The following is a 15,827-nucleotide window of genomic DNA, read 5'->3' on the forward strand; positions in this document are numbered from 1 at the left end:
ATGGGCAGCCCAGCTTCAACAATAGATTGGTCATTGGACATTCAATCAATACGGAAGCAATTTCCTGTGCTACATCAGGAAGTGAACGGCAAGCCTTTGATCTATTTCGACAATGCTGCGACAAATCAGAAGCCTGTATCTGTCATAAAAGCGCTGGATCACTACTATGAGACAGACAATGCAAATATCCACAGAGGCGTTCATACTTTAGCCGAAAGAGCTACCGCTGATTTCGAGGGCACAAGAAAGAAAGCAGCTGCTTTTCTCAATAGCAACGAGGTAGAAGAGATCATTTTCACCAAAGGAACGACAGAGAGTATCAATCTTGTGGCGTCCACCTGGGGTAGAAAATTCGTAAACCCGGGTGATGAAATCATCATCAGCACGCTGGAACACCATTCCAATATTGTGCCGTGGCAAATGCTTTGTGAAGAAAAAGGAGCTGTCCTGAAAGTGATTCCTATCAATTCCAAAGGGGAAATCATCGTTGAGGAGTTCAAAAAGCTCCTATCAACTAAGACAAAACTTGTTTCTGTCGTGTTCGCTTCCAACGCCTTGGGTACTGTAAATCCTGTCGCAGAAATAATCGCCCTTGCGCATCAAACTGGAGCCATAGTTATGTTAGATGGTGCGCAGGCATCGGCCCACCTTGAAGTGGATGTGCAGAAGCTTGATATCGACTTCTTTGCTCTCTCCGCACATAAAATGTATGGCCCAACAGGAGTCGGCGTACTCTACGGCAAAAGAAGCTTATTGGAAGCAATGCCTCCCTATCAGGGTGGTGGAGAAATGATCAGCGAGGTAACCTTTGAAAAGACAACCTACAACGCCATTCCTTATAAGTTTGAAGCCGGCACGCCGAACATCGCTGATGTGATTGCTTTTGGGGCAGCCATCGACTTTGTAAACGAGCATGGCAAAGAACGAATTGCTGCTCATGAAGAAGAACTGCTCCATTATGCGACAGCAAAGCTTGAGAATATCCCTGGGGTAACGATAGTAGGCCAGGCAGCTGATAAAGTCAGTGTTGTGTCATTTCTTGTCAACGGCTATCATCCACTTGATGTGGGAATGTACCTGGACGCCAGAGGCATTGCAGTGCGCACGGGGCATCATTGTACGCAACCTCTGATGAAACATTTGGGGATCGAAGGAACGGTAAGGGCCTCCTTTTCTGTTTACAATACCAAAGAGGAAATTGACCGACTGGCAGAGGCGGTTACCCTGCTTGCCGGTAGAAAAAATTAGAATGGCGGAGACTATAAAAGGCATTCAGGATGAAATTATCTCCGAGTTTGATATACTTGGAGATGATCGTGAAAGCAAGATATTCTACATTATGGAGTTGGGCGCTACGCTTCCAAAAATGGAAGAAAGCGAAAAAGTAGAACACAATATTATCAAAGGCTGTCAGTCGAAAGTATGGCTCACGGCAGCGCTGGCTGGCGAAGTAATAAAATTCAGCGCCGATAGCAACACTGAAGTTACCAAAGGGCTTATCAGCCTATTGATACGAGTATTGTCGGGACAGAAACCGCAGGATATCATGCAAGCCGAGCTTTTCTTTATTGAAAAGATAGGCATGGGACAGTTGATCGGATCCCAAAGATCGAACGGGCTTTCGTCGATGATCAAGCAAATGAAGCTATATGCGCTGGCCTTTCAGACTAAGTTGGCCGGAACAAATACATAAACACAAACGCTGAGAACTATGGAAAACCAAAATCAGCAGGAAGCGGATTTAAAGGAAAAGGTAATTGCCGCCATCAAAACGGTGTATGACCCGGAAATTCCTGTGGACGTATACGAGTTGGGTCTGATCTACGAGATCAGTATATTTCCCGTCAACAACGTTTTTGTGTCTATGACATTGACATCCCCTAGCTGTCCTTCAGCCGAGGCCATCCCCAGTGAGGTGAAGGCCAAAATTGAAGAGGTAGAGGGAGTAAACGACGTGGAGGTTGAGCTTACGTTCGACCCGCCATTTACGCAAGATATGATGAGTGAGGCCGCCAAATTGGAACTAGGCTTCATGTAAATTAGTTTATTCATCCAGCGGCCGTTTAAGCCGTCATTCAGAAATAAATAGAACTTTAAAAAGATAAGGAAATGTATCCCGAACCACTAGTTGCCCCCATGAGGACAGACCTTACCAGTGCAGGATTCACTGAGCTAAGAACCTCCGAAGATGTTGAAAATCACCTTGAAGACCACAAAGGCACTTCGCTAATTGTTATCAACTCGGTGTGTGGATGTGCGGCTGGAGCAGCCCGTCCCGGAGTGAAGATGGCTCTAGCCAATAGTGCTAAGAAGCCTAACTTTTTAGGAACTGTGTTCGCTGGTGTAGATAAAGAGGCTACTCAGACTGCCAGGGAATATACTTTGCCTTACCCCCCTTCGTCTCCGTCAATCGCACTGTTTAAAGATGGTGAATTGGTTCACTTCGTAGAAAGACACCACATTGAGGGCCGCAATGCTCAAATGATTGCAGCTCATTTGGTTGATGTTTTTGAAGAATATTGCTAAGGTTTCAAGAGAATAATATAAAATCATAGCAAAAGCTGGCTCAAAAGGCCAGCTTTTTATTTTGTTAGTTTCACGGAAACGGTTGATGTGGTCATCAGGTACCGCACCCTGCCCTGCCATTGAAAGGAAGCCAGTGCCCTCACTTCATAGTCATTTGGAAGTATATAAGTGTGGCTCACTTCGTTGCCGCAGGCAAAGTAACCGTCTCCAAAATCCCAATAGAACTCGGCATTGGCCGGATATGCGCCTGCCAAATGAGATTTAAATCTGGAAGCCTCATTGATTACTCCCGACACCTCTTCGTCCATTTTGAGCTCCAGAAATTCGTTCAATTCATACTCGTGGTCAATTTCATAGATTGTTCGGCTAGTGGACGCCTCCAAAATTGATAGCTTTATGTCATAGGTGCCATGAGCATCATAACAATGACTGACTGATTGCCCTTCTCCACCAAAACTATCCCCAAAATCCCAGCGGTACTTTACATCTCCATTATTACTCTCCGACTGGTACTCCAAATCGACACAGAGATTGCACGTAAGTTTGTGCGAAAAAGCGTTTTCGTTCGTGAAGATTTTTTCCGCAAGACAGATATCCTCACCAGTCAGTTCAGAGTATAACTCCTCCGACGTGGTAACAAATGAGTAAATATCCTGATTTCCCTGCTCGTTGCCAGAGACGAAGTATATCTTTTCCCCAATTGGTGGGAGGCTAAAGTGCTTGTTGTCATGCCGGTCATTAAATTGATTACCCAGGTTCTTCGGCCCTGACCATTCGTTCCAATTCTCTCCTTGTTTAACTGAATAAAAGATATCGAGACCTCCGTAACCTTCCTGACCGTCAGAGGAATAGAAAAGAAAACGGCCATCTGGAGAAAATGACGGAGAGGTATCTTCTCCAGGCGTATTCAAGGCACCAAGGTTGATAGGCGCATCCCATACTTTTTTACTTACTCTGTGGCTGATATAGATATCTCTTCCACCCCTTGAGTCGTCCATTTCTGCAGAAATTAGCATGTGCTTGCCGTCCTCAGAGACAAAAAAGTCAGCGTATCCGGACTTGTTCTTGAAACCCTTTATAGTAAAATTGGCAGGGGTAGTCCATTTGCCATTTCGAAGTTCGGAATAGGAAAGACCCTCGCCTGAAATCTCTCCATTCTCGTAAGTATTACCCAAAATCAAATTAACGACCCCTTCTTCCACCGTAATAGAGGTGACAAAATTAGGCCCTCTGTTATTCAATGGAGGTGGCATGCGCTCAACTTTTGTCCAGGTATGCGTCTTTGGATCCCAGGTTGCAGTCCAAATATCCTCGGCGTCTTTGGTGCCTCCAACGTTGTCGGGGTGGTTGCTTCTGCTAAAAAAAAGCCGTCCTTCGCCCGGCTCTACCAGGGGCCCATGCTCATCGTAAATACTATTAACTCCGTATTCATTATTTTTCTCGACCGAGGCAATATTTCTCTTATCTACCTTTCCAAGAGGAGACCCCGCCGGAGCGTGGTGTTTTGCACTTACCTCAGAGTCGGAGAAAATTATTTTATTTTGGGCCTGCCCAAAATGAAACGCAGAAGCTAGAATTACGGTAAGAAAAACCCCTTTTTTAACAAAAAGGAAAGTTGTCAGCTCCGACCACTTAATTAAAGAGAACCCGAAATGGCTTTTTGAAATACAATCTGTTAGCATTTATTGCAACTATTTGGTCAGTGTTTTGAAATCAGAGATTCAAAGCCATGTTTCAATCTACGATTTACTTAAAAAAATCATTATTACCCATATAAAATTGGATTAAACCAATGAGTGGGGCAAAAAAATTGTTATCTAAAAATCAAGACGAGAGCTTTAGCACCCTCTTGTAATTCCTCAATGAAATTCCCGACATTTATGACTTGAGGCAGCCCGACATTAACTACTCTATAACACAACGATTGGCAAAAGGTCAACGATCAGATACGTAACAAACCAGCTTCAGATCGAACATAGCGAATGAAATCCCGGCAGGTTAAAAAGAGAACTTCTCCTTGAACTCAAGCAGTTCCTGCCTCAGGCTTTCTGGGTGAGGCATGTTGATATAATCTGCCAGCAGGGTCTCAGGGCTCACTTTTAATTCCATAAGGCTGATGTGCTGGTTAATGAAAGTATACTCAAGTTCGGGAAACATCTCTTTCATAGCATCCACTATGTCCAGAATGGGCAAGTTCTTATCAACAACATTATAGATTCCGGAGGGCACCTGCTTCAGTAAAGTTTCCTTGATAATCTCGGCAACGTGCGTCACATGTATAAAAGCCCTGGCTTGTTTGCCGTTGCCAAAAATCTGGATTCGATTGCCGAAGTTGGCATCAAACATAAACCGGTTGATGACGGCGTCGAACCTCATGCTCTTATTGTAGCCATACACATTACCACACCGTAATATAACAGCGTCCTTGTTTGCACCCAGGCGAACCACGTGTTCCTCTCCCCTATGCTTCGAAATACCATAGAAAGTCGACGGATCAGTGTCGGCTCGTTCGGTGGCGAGCTCCTCACTGGCACCATAAACGGCGGTACTGCTGGTGTATATGAGTTTCTTCACATTGTCCATCTCTTCAACTGCATACACCAGCTCGGCCGTTCCCCAGTGGTTCACCTGCTCGTAAAAGTGTGAGTCGGTATTGGCAAATGGCGTCGTTACCCTTGCCGCTAAATGGATCACGGCATCCACTTCTTTCAAATGCTTTCTTAGGGTTCTGCTGTCAAGCAATTCAGCTGACACCAGCTTTATTCTTTCGTGGCCAGGGTACTTTTGACCAAAGAAAAAATTGAAGTTGCCTTTGCTCAGGTTATCATACACAATGATCTTCTCAACCTCGGGCTGTTGGCACAAATTCCCTACCACCTGGGTTCCAATATACCCGGCTCCTCCTGTAATTAATACTCGCATCTATTTACTGATTAGGTCGGTATGTAAACCGCATTCTGTCTTTTTCATCCCAAACCATCTGGCTTCACGTTCCTGCATTTCAGGATCCACTTTACGGGTGCAGGGCTCACAGCCTATACTCATATAGCCTTTGGCATCCATTGGATGCCTCGGCAAATTGTGCTCCCTGATGTACTGGAAAATCATTTTGGCATTCCAGTCCAGCATAGGATGGAACCGAAACGTGTTATGCGGAGCCGGTTGCTCCACTTTCATAGCCGCCCTTACGGCGCTTTGATCCGCTCTTACTCCATTGATCCAAATGTCGTGCTCTTGAAGCAAAGCATCAGTTGGTTGCGTTTTATTGATGTAGCAGCAGTAGTCTGGGTCACTTGTAAACAATAGTTTACCATCATTACCAACCTGCATGTTTCTTGGCATGCTCGATTTTACATCAAGCACTTTCATTCCAAACTCCTTGGCCACCTGATCCTTAAAAGCGATAGTGTCCGGAAAAAGATAGCCTGTATTGATAAAATAGACTGGGATTGAGTTGTCTATCCTGCTCAGCATATGAAGCATTACCAGGCTGTGCGTTTGAAAAGAGGAGGTTGTAAATAACTTCTTCCCCTCTGCCGTATACTCTTGAATTTTTGTTTCTAGCTCTTGAAAAGTCACTTCCTTACAGTTTAAAAAGTGAAACCCCCATTCCCGGAGAAAAATTCCGAAAGCGTATGAGAAAGCAAGATTAATACAAAAATCGTTTGGATTGAAAAAAATTCAGAGCCAATCCCTCGAAAGTTTTTCAGCTGCAATGATCCCACTCAAAACTGTTCCCGGAATTCCCTGCCCAGGATAGGCGGTGTCACCACACAAGTAAACTCCTTTCGGCCCAAGCCTGCTGTTGACCATTTGCCAGGGCTTGATTTTCATATATTGTGGATAACCGCCCACGAAACCCCATTTTCTTCCGGTCCACTTTTCCCAGGCCTTTGGCCCAGAGTTGTGTTTGTAAACGATATCCTTTCGTTCCAGAAAACCATGGTGCTCGAGGGTGTCGATGATTTCCTTTTCCAAAATATCACTGGCAATTTCAGTGTCTCCAGGGTGTGGAATGTGCGTTGTGACCGACGCCACCATCAGACCCTCCACGTCCGAACGGGTTTCGTCAAGCGGGTGGCTTAAGCTTAAAAAAATGCTTTTGGATTTTATCCCACTTAACGGTGTGTGCAGGTGAATCTGGTAGTGAATAGCATCGAATTGTCTTCTAGGCCTAAAACCAAAACTAAGCTGAAAGGCACTGTTCAGCATCTGCGATGGCATATCCTTTGCTCCTCTCTGCAGCACCTGTGGAAACAACTCCCTAAGATTGTTAATTGGGATAGCCCCTATCACAAACCTGGAATCAAAAGTGCCCTTTGAGGTGCCAATAGTGTACCTCTCTCCGTCGGCTACTATCTTCTCTACCCGGCACCTCAAAGCAACTACTCCTCCCCTGCCCTCAATATAATTTACCAAAGGGTTTACAAGATTGATCATGCCCCCATCCAGATAATAATTGCCATAGTTAGTGTAGCATAGGGCTGTTGCCCCAAAAAGCACATTCACCTCCTCCATCTGATTTTGAGCAGTGATAAGGAGCTGTTCATTGACGAATGCAACAAATCTTTCGTTCTGATCAAGCCCATATTTTCGAAGGAGACCAGCCATAGAATAAAAGCTCCACCGGGCATAAGTAAAATCGGTTATTCGTGCATTGGAAGCCAATTTTACCAGGTCAGAAAAGGACGAAGAGGGAAACTCCCTGAATCGAAGCGAGGCATCCCACACAAACCGGCTAACTTTGTAACAAAACTCCCAAAATGGGCGTTGGCCTTTGCTTCCAAAAATCCGTTCCGCCTCCTTTATCCAGTCTTCAATAGCTTCATAACGGTTAATGACTGTTCCGTCTGCCAACACCACCTGCATGGGCAAGGCAAGCTTTCTGGCAGATAGCGGGATGCCTGTCTTGTCCAAAAGATGCTTCAGGGGCATTCCTTCATCCAGGCCAACCAGTGTGGTAGCGCCAGTTTCAAAAACGAAACCCTTGCGCCAATACGAACTTGTGCATCCTCCTGGCAGGTAATTTTGCTCTAACACAGCCACCGTTAGTCCTTTCTGGGCCAACAGAGCAGCACTTGTTAAACCACCCATTCCACTTCCAACCACACATACATCCACTCTATTCTTCATGCTTTGTAGGATTGTTTAATCTATTGTTAAAAAAGTTAAACAAGTTGGCTCCTCATAATGTTTGCTGACTAATTGATTCTATTAACAGGAATTATTGCACTTATTTACCAAATAAACGTTTATAGAATTTCAAATACTCCTGAATGAAGGTAGCAGTCTACAGAAAAGAACATTTTAATGCAGCCCACAGGCTCAACAATCCGGCCTGGAGTGAAGAAAAGAACAGAGAGGTTTTTGGAAAGTGCAATAATGGCAATTATCACGGACACAATTACGATTTGGTGGTAAAGCTGGTGGGAGACCCTGACCCTGAAACAGGGTACGTATTTGATATGAAAGTATTAAGCGATCTGGTGAAAGAACATGTGACGAGAAAATTTGACCACAAGAACTTAAACATCGACGTGGAAGAGTTTCGCTCGTTGAATCCAACTGCTGAAAATATTGCGATTGTAATCTATGACCTGTTGAGAGCCAGGATTGACAGCAAACTTGATTTAAAAATTACCCTTTATGAAACAGAAAGAAACTTTGTTGAGTACCCAGCCTAGCCAGGCATTGGACATAGACGACATGGAAGATGATCATGTGGCGACCTCCTACGAGACACCACTAAGGGCCGATGCTTTCGAGATGGATGACGATCTCAAAATGGAGCTTATTGCCAAGCACTTCAGGGAGATCATGCATATTTTGGGCATGGATCTGACCGACGACAGCCTGAAAGGTACTCCGAATAGAGTCGCTAAAATGTATGTTAAGGAGGTATTCAGCGGCTTAAACCCAAAAAACAAGCCTACAGCAAAGCTGTTTGACAACAAATACGAGTACAATGAAATGCTGGTAGAACGTGACATTACCTTCTATTCGTATTGCGAGCATCATTTTGTGCCTATTTATGGCAAGGCTCATGTGGCATACATTTCCAGTGGGAAGGTGATAGGCTTATCAAAAATCAACCGTATTGTTCAGTATTATGCAAAAAGGCCTCAGGTACAGGAAAGAATGACCGTGCAAATTGCAAATGAGCTGAAAAAGATTTTAAAGACAGACAACGTGGGAGTGGTGGTAGATGCCGTGCACATGTGTGTTTCTTCACGTGGAGTGGGCGACACCAACAGCAGAACAGGTACTGCACATTTCAGCGGAAAGTTTTCAGATGAAAACACCAAGAAAGAATTTTTGAATTACATCAATACGCCCAACAATCTCAATGGTAAATAGTTAGTGAAGTAGCAATAAGCTACACCAAAAAAACTATTTACTAATGAGTGACGGGAATGCAAAAAGCTATCTGGTCGTTGGCGGATCGAAGGGCATTGGGCTTGAGGTAGTGAAGAAGCTGCTTGAAATGGGGCATTCGGTTCACAGCATTTCAAGATCACAAAGCCCTTTGAGTCATGCTAACCTGGTGCACCATCAGCTTGACGTCACCATCGGAGACTGGTCGGGGGTCTCACTTCCTCAAGTGCTTGACGGATTTGTATACTGCCCGGGCACCATTAATTTGAAGCCATTTCACCGCCTCACTGAGGCAGATTTCAATCTTGACTTCATTGTCAATCTCATCGGCGCAGTAAAAGCCTTACAAAAGGCCTACCTATCGCTAAAAACTGCTGACAAATCTAGCGTAGTACTCTTTAGCACAGTGGCTGTGTCGCAGGGCATGGGCTTTCATGCTTCGGTAGGGGCCGCCAAAGGAGCCGTTGAGGGGCTTGCCAAATCGCTGGCTGCGGAGTGGGTGAGCCAGGGAATAAGGGTGAACACAATTGCGCCTTCTCTTGTGGACACCCCGCTTGCCGCCGGCCTTTTATCGTCTGAGGACAAACGAACCGCTGCTGAGAAAAGAAACCCAATGGGGCACGTAGGTACTGCCCAGGAACTGGCTGAAACTGTTATTCACCTTCTCACCTCCGCTAGCTGGATCACAGGCCAAGTGATGCACCTTGATGGCGGAATGTCGAGTATCAGACCGATTTAATCATCATTCTTCAAAACAATTCGGTCGATCTTAAAGATATAGATAGTATATCATTCAATATGTAATATTCATGCCAAGTCCGCCAGAAGCATTTCTAATTTTTAAAACTGAGTTAAAAAGGCTTGAGCTAGAGAAAGAAAGGCTTCGAATCCAGTATGAGCAAAGGATATCATTGCTAAACGAAGAACTTGATTACTTAAAAGAACAGATAAACTCTCAGGAAAGCATGCTTAAATCGGCTTTCGACTATGCGTCTAAGCTTGAGCAAAGCATGAAGGCCTTCAAAGAAGACATTATCCAGGACAAAGCACGCTTGAAAGAAAGCCGCCATTAAAGCCACGCCTATGGAAGCTATAAGAAACTTGAAAGAAGCCGACATGGAAGCAATGGGTTTCCAGCTACGTTTCGAAAACCGCTGGGCAAGGGTTGTCTATCACCCTGGCTTGAAGGTCGTCCTTTGCCAGCTACTTTCGGACTACGTACCTATAGAACATTTTCGCTCTATGTTTCAACAAATTTCAGCTCTAATTGAAAATGGAGATTTTACAAAATTCATTTTTGATAAAAGATCACTGCGCACATTTCATCAGCCTTCAATGGAATGGTATTTTCTTTATTGGAAACAGGAAATGATGCGTTATGGATTACTTCAACATCGAAAAATACTGCCGAATCTCAACTGGTTTAAGACAGCCGTTGCCATTGAACGAGAGAAGATCGCCAGCAAAATGTCGCCAGAAGCAGTTAAAAAACTAGACATCAGGTATTGCGATAATATTCAGGAAGCTATTCAACTATGAACAGTGCAAATGTTTCCCACCTCAGAGCTGAAGACATACTTTCCATGGAAAGCCTGGTTAGGCGCAACTTTGTCAATTCGCTAACGGGATTCAAAAGCGTGACCTTGATCGGAAGCAGAAGCTTGGAGGGAGTTAATAACCTGGCTGTTTTCAGTCAGGTGATCCATGTGGGAGCAACACCTCCGCTGATTGGCGTACTTTTCAGGCCGCATACTGTTTCCAGGCACACGTTCGAGAACATTTTGGCTACCGGTTCATTTACCTTGAACCATTTCACAGAAAAGACCGTGCTGCAGGCACATCAAACCAGCGCAAGGTATGGAGAAAGTGAATTTGAAGCCACCGGGCTAACACCAGAATTCAACGGAAGCTTTTCTTCTCCCTATGTGAAGGAAGGTACGATAAAAATAGGTCTTGAGCTTGTGGAAGTGCAAACCATCAAAGCCAATGGCACCGAACTCGTTATTGGAGCCATAAAAGAAACGTTGGTGCCAGAGTTTTGCATCGGATCAGACGGTTTTGTTGACCTGGAAGCTGCTCAGGTCGTCACTTGCAGTGGGCTCGATTCGTACCACTCCACCAACAAAATAGCCCGACTTACCTATGCCAAGCCTGGAAAAATACCACAACGAATAGACAAAATCTTGTCCCATTAAAAAATGTGGCTTTCCACACCGGTATTTGTTGAGGGAAATACCAAGTATCCAAAAATCATCCGATTATATTAAAATTTTTCAATTTACTCAGCTATTTTTGCGCCCCTGAAATGAGCCTTAACATGTATTAAGGTCTAACAACTTTTCATTGAACTAAAAACTGACCATGAACAGTATAGTGTATTTAGTCCCTGCTCTGGGGATTTTAGGATTGATCGTAATGATCATGAAATCGTCGTGGGTATCGAAACAAGATGCCGGTGATGACAATATGAAGGTATTGGCCGGCTACATCGCCGACGGAGCCATGGCTTTCCTGAAGGCAGAGTGGAAAGTGCTTGGCTATTTCGTGGTAATCGCCGCAATTCTGCTTGCCTATTCGGGCACTCTTGTTCCTGACTCTCACCCAACCATCGCCATCGCCTTTGTAATAGGTGCGGTTCTTTCTGCATTTGCTGGCTGGGTAGGCATGAACATCGCCACAAAGGCAAACGTGAGAACCACCCAAGCCGCCAGAACCTCACTGGCCCAGGCCTTGAAAGTTTCTTTTAACGGTGGTGCCGTTATGGGCCTTGGTGTAGCTGGTCTGGCTGTTCTGGGCCTTGGCTCACTGTTCATTGTATTGGTTCAGATTTTCGTGCCGGAAGGAGCTGCGGCTACCGGCCTTGAAATGAAAACTGCTATTGAAGTGTTAGCTGGTTTTTCTTTAGGAGCCGAATCTATCGCTCTTTTCGCCCGTGTTGGTGGTGGCATATACACCAAAGCCGCTGACGTAGGCGCTGACCTGGTGGGTAAAGTTGAAGCCGGCATTCCCGAGGACGACGTTCGTAACCCTGCAACGATTGCCGACAACGTGGGTGATAACGTAGGTGACGTAGCTGGCATGGGCGCTGACCTTTTCGGGTCTTACGTAGCCACCATCCTTGCCACCATGGTATTGGGACAAGAAATTGATGCTTCTGCCGATGCTTTCGGTGGGTTCTCTCCCATTTTGCTACCGATGATTATTGCCGGTATGGGTCTTGTTTTCTCTATAGTAGGTACATTTTTTGTCCGCATCAAAAGTGAAACTTCCAGTGTTCAGGCAGCTTTGAACATGGGCAACTGGTCATCTATCTTCCTGACTGGTGTTGGTTCTTTCTTTCTCGTAAACTACATGCTTCCTGCTGACCTTTCCATCAGAGGTTACGAATTCACAAACATGGACGTGTTCTACGCTATCCTGCTCGGCCTTGTGGTTGGCGCATTGATGAGCATAGTGACCGAGTACTACACTGCCATGGGTAAAAAACCTGTCAACTCGATTGTTCAACAGTCTTCTACAGGTCATGCAACCAATATTATCGGTGGCCTTTCTGTCGGAATGGAATCGACAGTGCTACCTATCCTAATTCTTGCCGCCGGCATTTATGGCTCGTTTTCGTTTGCTGGTCTTTATGGAGTAGCCATTGCGGCTGCCGGTATGATGGCCACTACAGCCATGCAGCTTGCGATCGACGCCTTTGGCCCTATTGCAGATAATGCCGGAGGTATCGCTGAAATGAGTGGCCTGCCAAAAGAAGTTCGTGAGCGCACTGACAACCTGGACGCAGTAGGTAACACTACCGCAGCGGCAGGGAAAGGTTTTGCTATCGCTTCGGCTGCACTTACTGCACTTGCGCTATTTGCAGCATTTGTCGGTGTAGCTGGAATCGACTCAATCGATATTTACAAGGCTGATGTGCTTGCAGGCTTGTTCGTGGGCGGAATGATCCCATTTATATTTTCCTCCCTTGCTATTGCCGCTGTAGGTCGTGCGGCTATGGACATGGTAAATGAAGTGCGCCGTCAGTTCAAGGAAATTCCTGGCATCATGGAGTACAAAGGAAAGCCAGAATACGACAAATGCGTAGCCATTTCAACCAAAGCTTCGATTCGTGAAATGATGCTGCCCGGTGCTATTGCCCTGCTGACTCCGATCATTGTTGGTTTCAGCTTTGGCCCTGAAGTACTCGGAGGAACGCTAGCCGGTATCACTGTTTCTGGTGTATTGATGGGAATTTTTCAAAACAACGCCGGTGGTGCCTGGGACAATGCCAAGAAGTCGTTCGAAAAGGGCGTTGAAATCAATGGCAAGATGGAATACAAAGGCTCTGAGCCGCACAAAGCGTCAGTGACTGGTGATACTGTTGGTGATCCTTTCAAGGATACTTCCGGGCCGTCAATGAACATTCTTATCAAGCTTACGTCTATTGTGGCGCTCATCATTGCGCCACATATTTCCGAAAAACCTCACACAGCATCGATAGACCAGCAGCTCAATGAGCAAACTGCAAAAGAGATCAGCGTGAAGGTGGAGAAAGTACTTGAAAAGGTTAAGTAAAACCAAGTCTCGCAAAAGCTATACAAGAAACGAAATGACCCGTACCTCTTTCTGGTACGGGTCATTTTTTTGCCCTATTCTGTGTGCTCCTTTGGAAACTTCACCACAATCGTGGTGCCCTTGCCAACCTGGCTCTTGAGCACGATTGCGGCCCCCAGCCTGTCAGCTATTTTCTTTACAACGTACAGGCCAAGGCCGTCTCCCTGCGATAACTGACTGCCTTTGAAAAACATATCAAAACATCTGTCCTGGACATTTTGCGGAATACCCACTCCATTATCTTCCACAGTAAGACTTACATGATCTTTAGGCCCCTCGGTAAAGCTTATTACGAGCACAGGTTCTACTTTTGAGGAAAATATCAAGGAGTTTTCGACGATGTTAGTGAGCACGCTTTCTATCAAGTCTTCGCTGGCATTAAAGCCTAAATCAGGGGCAATATTTACGGTGACTTTTGTACCATTGTCGGTCAATCTATCCTGAAAACCATCCAAAACCTTTTCCACCAGTTTGGCACACAAATCGCTGCCGATATGAGTAACCGTTAATTCGGTACTGGAAACATAGCTAATAGCAATTAGCTTCTTAAGCATGCTGTCCATCCCGCTGATGACCTTATCAATCAACTCATAGAGTTCTCCTACTTTCTCGTCAGTATTTCTATCCTCAACCAGCTGGACAATCCCTCTTAAAGTCGTTAAAGGGCGCCTCAAATCATGTGAGGCCCGGTAAAGAAAAGTGTCCAACTCACGGTAAGCTTTTTGCAGGTTAAGGGTCTTCTCCTCAACCAGCATTTCTAGCTTTGAGTTGATCAGATTGATTTGAGCATTCACACTGCTCAGTTCCTTGTTGCGGGACTCGATAAATTTGTTCTGTTCATCTACTTTGATCCGCTTTTCATCTAGCTCATTATTTTGCGATTTAATTTCACGCAACGCATTCTCCAGCGACTTACCCATGCTGTGAACCTGCGCACCGAGCTCACCCAAATTCTTATTCTTTGAAGCGTCCGAAAAATTAAGGTTCGCATACTGCTGTAGCGACTTTAGGGTCTCATTGAGGTTGTCACCAACCTTTGCACTCAGCAGCTCAAGCATGTGATTAATGTCGGCCCTCAGCCTCCTTAATCTTGGGTTTGCCGCCTGCTCTTTGAGTCTTACCGAAAAAACGCCGTTGTTCACCTGCTCGATTAGAAACTGCATTTCCATAATCAGAGCTTGATCTTTTTCGAGATTAGACTTGATCCTATCAACCTCCCGATTTATCTCACGGGCCATGTCTTGCATTTCCCTGCTTCCTTTCTCCGATATCTTTTCGTAACCGGTTCGGTCGCCGTTCAAAAAAAGAAAAAAATTGATGAGGCCGCTCTTCAGCAGCATAAGAGGCCTTACTACCCATCGGGAAGTAATAGCCACCACCAGCACTACGCTTAGCACAGCTCCTAAGATGCTCATTATCAAATTCTTCCATAGCATTCTAAGATAAGGAGCCATAAAATCTTCCTTCGGCACTTCCGCAACAACAAGCCAGTCAAACTCAGGCAAAACCCTAGTCATTAACAAAATGGTTTTTCCCTCCCTTTGGAACTCTGCGATTGACACCCTGCCACTAAGTATGTCGTCTGCCACTTTACTCAAGCCTGGCTCATTTTTAATATTTGATCCATTTGACTCAGAACTACTATACCCAATCCTGGTTGTGTCGTTATGAAGTTTGATTGTACCGCTACGGTCAACAATGTAAAGCTGACCAATGGACTGAAGGCTATCATAGGCAATTACTGAACTAAACTTATCAAGACGCATGGCCACATCAGCCAGCCCCAGCACACTTCCGTCATCCCCAACAATCTTGTTGTTGACATAGAAAAGCAATTGCTTTTGCCGCACGTATTTGTTGATGTCTATGTTGAACTCCCGAAAGTTGTCACTATTGAGGAATTTCTTAAAAAAAGGATCTGCAGCGTCGGTTAATTTTCTCCGAGGCCAATAATTTGAAATAATAACCGGGTTTTCAACCGGGATAATGTGAAGACTAACAATATTCTTGCTCGCCCCAATTTGGTCCAGGTACCTGAGAATTTGCGTGGTATCAGGTTGTTCGTTCCTGAGCCAGTCCTTAACAAATGGGCTGTTGGCTAAATATTTTGACACATGAATCGATTCGCTGACATTCTCCATAAACCGAACGGCAGCATAGTCAACCAACACAGGAAGCTCATTTGAAATCACCCTTTCCGTGACCGTCTTCTTATTTTGATAAAAAGTCCATACACTTAAAATGGCACCTACAACCAAAATCAATAGTGAAATCAGCACGGTTAGTATAACCTTGAGTCTCTGTTCCCCCAGAAAGGAAAAAAAATTATA

Annotated in this window: 16 protein-coding genes; 11 read left to right on the plus strand and 5 right to left on the minus strand. The window is 45.0% G+C overall.

What is annotated here, in order from left to right:
- From GC130_RS06110 to GC130_RS06125, 4 genes are all read left to right on the plus strand, one after another.
- Positions 1-1,248, plus strand: a complete 1,248-nt coding sequence (locus GC130_RS06110; RefSeq protein ID WP_151997394.1) for a cysteine desulfurase — start codon at positions 1-3, stop codon at positions 1,246-1,248.
- 1 nt (position 1,249) lies between these two features.
- Positions 1,250-1,693, plus strand: a complete 444-nt coding sequence (locus tag GC130_RS06115; RefSeq protein ID WP_151997395.1) for a SufE family protein — start codon at positions 1,250-1,252, stop codon at positions 1,691-1,693.
- Between the two features lie 18 nt (positions 1,694-1,711).
- Entirely contained in the window at positions 1,712-2,038 is a 327-nt protein-coding gene (locus tag GC130_RS06120) for an SUF system Fe-S cluster assembly protein (RefSeq protein ID WP_151997396.1), read from the plus strand.
- 71 nt (positions 2,039-2,109) lie between these two features.
- On the plus strand, positions 2,110-2,526 hold the full coding sequence (locus tag GC130_RS06125) for a BrxA/BrxB family bacilliredoxin (protein ID WP_151997397.1): 417 nt from the start codon (positions 2,110-2,112) through the stop codon (positions 2,524-2,526).
- 56 nt (positions 2,527-2,582) lie between these two features.
- On the opposite strand, the gene GC130_RS06130 is transcribed toward GC130_RS06125, so the two are convergent.
- The 4 genes from GC130_RS06130 to GC130_RS06145 all read right to left on the minus strand — a co-directional run bounded on the left by GC130_RS06130 (position 2,583) and on the right by GC130_RS06145 (position 7,659).
- The gene (locus GC130_RS06130; RefSeq protein WP_151997398.1) at positions 2,583-4,208 is read right to left on the minus strand and encodes a PKD domain-containing protein; all 1,626 of its coding nucleotides are present in this window, start codon (positions 4,206-4,208) and stop codon (positions 2,583-2,585) included.
- Between the two features lie 316 nt (positions 4,209-4,524).
- Positions 4,525-5,448: an NAD(P)-dependent oxidoreductase gene (locus GC130_RS06135; protein WP_151997399.1), complete on the minus strand. Its 924-nt coding sequence runs from the start codon at positions 5,446-5,448 to the stop codon at positions 4,525-4,527.
- Positions 5,449-6,105, minus strand: a complete 657-nt coding sequence (locus GC130_RS06140; RefSeq protein ID WP_151997400.1) for a phosphoadenylyl-sulfate reductase — start codon at positions 6,103-6,105, stop codon at positions 5,449-5,451.
- Between the two features lie 102 nt (positions 6,106-6,207).
- On the minus strand, positions 6,208-7,659 hold the full coding sequence (locus GC130_RS06145; protein ID WP_193217782.1) for an NAD(P)/FAD-dependent oxidoreductase: 1,452 nt from the start codon (positions 7,657-7,659) through the stop codon (positions 6,208-6,210).
- A gap of 143 nt (positions 7,660-7,802) precedes the next feature.
- On the opposite strand from GC130_RS06145, the gene GC130_RS06150 reads away from it, so the two are divergent.
- The 7 genes from GC130_RS06150 (at position 7,803) to GC130_RS06180 (ending at position 13,458) form a co-directional block, all read left to right on the plus strand.
- On the plus strand, positions 7,803-8,210 hold the full coding sequence (locus GC130_RS06150; RefSeq protein WP_151997401.1) for a 6-carboxytetrahydropterin synthase: 408 nt from the start codon (positions 7,803-7,805) through the stop codon (positions 8,208-8,210).
- A complete protein-coding gene (gene folE, locus GC130_RS06155) occupies positions 8,173-8,883 on the plus strand; it encodes a GTP cyclohydrolase I FolE (protein ID WP_151997402.1) in 711 nt (236 codons plus the stop codon). Before GC130_RS06150 ends, folE begins: the two co-directional genes overlap by 38 nt.
- Before the next feature lie 43 nt (positions 8,884-8,926).
- On the plus strand, positions 8,927-9,640 hold the full coding sequence (locus GC130_RS06160; RefSeq protein ID WP_151997403.1) for an SDR family NAD(P)-dependent oxidoreductase: 714 nt from the start codon (positions 8,927-8,929) through the stop codon (positions 9,638-9,640).
- Positions 9,641-9,710: 70 nt separating this feature from the next.
- The gene (locus GC130_RS06165) at positions 9,711-9,974 is read left to right on the plus strand and encodes a hypothetical protein (protein ID WP_151997404.1); all 264 of its coding nucleotides are present in this window, start codon (positions 9,711-9,713) and stop codon (positions 9,972-9,974) included.
- Positions 9,975-9,984: 10 nt separating this feature from the next.
- Positions 9,985-10,440 (plus strand): hypothetical protein, encoded by a 456-nt coding sequence (locus GC130_RS06170; RefSeq protein ID WP_226940390.1) that lies wholly within the window; start codon positions 9,985-9,987, stop codon positions 10,438-10,440.
- Complete coding sequence (locus GC130_RS06175; protein WP_151997405.1) at positions 10,437-11,096, plus strand: flavin reductase family protein; 660 nt, start codon at positions 10,437-10,439, stop codon at positions 11,094-11,096. The genes GC130_RS06170 and GC130_RS06175 overlap by 4 nt, the downstream gene beginning before the upstream one ends.
- A gap of 166 nt (positions 11,097-11,262) precedes the next feature.
- Positions 11,263-13,458 carry a sodium-translocating pyrophosphatase gene (locus tag GC130_RS06180; RefSeq protein WP_151997406.1) on the plus strand — a complete coding sequence of 732 codons (2,196 nt, stop codon included), beginning with the start codon at positions 11,263-11,265 and terminating at the stop codon, positions 13,456-13,458.
- 74 nt (positions 13,459-13,532) lie between these two features.
- Here GC130_RS06180 and GC130_RS06185 read toward each other — a convergent pair whose 3' ends face one another.
- The gene (locus tag GC130_RS06185; protein ID WP_193217783.1) at positions 13,533-15,776 is read right to left on the minus strand and encodes a sensor histidine kinase; all 2,244 of its coding nucleotides are present in this window, start codon (positions 15,774-15,776) and stop codon (positions 13,533-13,535) included.
- Positions 15,777-15,827 lie beyond the last annotated feature (51 nt).

Source organism: Imperialibacter sp. EC-SDR9 (assembly GCF_902498805.1).
Lineage (GTDB): Bacteria > Bacteroidota > Bacteroidia > Cytophagales > Cyclobacteriaceae > Imperialibacter.

Excerpts from the sequence above, each read along its gene's own strand:
- GC130_RS06110 (WP_151997394.1), top strand. The coding sequence starts at position 1 with ATGGGCAGCCCAGCTTCAACAATAGATTGGTCATTGGACATTCAATCA.
- GC130_RS06115 (WP_151997395.1), top strand. The coding sequence starts at position 1,250 with ATGGCGGAGACTATAAAAGGCATTCAGGATGAAATTATCTCCGAGTTT.
- GC130_RS06120 (WP_151997396.1), top strand. The coding sequence starts at position 1,712 with ATGGAAAACCAAAATCAGCAGGAAGCGGATTTAAAGGAAAAGGTAATT.
- GC130_RS06125 (WP_151997397.1), top strand. The coding sequence starts at position 2,110 with ATGTATCCCGAACCACTAGTTGCCCCCATGAGGACAGACCTTACCAGT.
- GC130_RS06130 (WP_151997398.1), bottom strand. The coding sequence starts at position 4,208 with ATGCTAACAGATTGTATTTCAAAAAGCCATTTCGGGTTCTCTTTAATT.
- GC130_RS06135 (WP_151997399.1), bottom strand. The coding sequence starts at position 5,448 with ATGCGAGTATTAATTACAGGAGGAGCCGGGTATATTGGAACCCAGGTG.
- GC130_RS06145 (WP_193217782.1), bottom strand. The coding sequence starts at position 7,659 with ATGAAGAATAGAGTGGATGTATGTGTGGTTGGAAGTGGAATGGGTGGT.
- GC130_RS06150 (WP_151997401.1), top strand. The coding sequence starts at position 7,803 with ATGAAGGTAGCAGTCTACAGAAAAGAACATTTTAATGCAGCCCACAGG.
- folE (WP_151997402.1), top strand. The coding sequence starts at position 8,173 with ATGAAACAGAAAGAAACTTTGTTGAGTACCCAGCCTAGCCAGGCATTG.
- GC130_RS06160 (WP_151997403.1), top strand. The coding sequence starts at position 8,927 with ATGAGTGACGGGAATGCAAAAAGCTATCTGGTCGTTGGCGGATCGAAG.
- GC130_RS06165 (WP_151997404.1), top strand. The coding sequence starts at position 9,711 with ATGCCAAGTCCGCCAGAAGCATTTCTAATTTTTAAAACTGAGTTAAAA.
- GC130_RS06170 (WP_226940390.1), top strand. The coding sequence starts at position 9,985 with ATGGAAGCTATAAGAAACTTGAAAGAAGCCGACATGGAAGCAATGGGT.
- GC130_RS06175 (WP_151997405.1), top strand. The coding sequence starts at position 10,437 with ATGAACAGTGCAAATGTTTCCCACCTCAGAGCTGAAGACATACTTTCC.
- GC130_RS06180 (WP_151997406.1), top strand. The coding sequence starts at position 11,263 with ATGAACAGTATAGTGTATTTAGTCCCTGCTCTGGGGATTTTAGGATTG.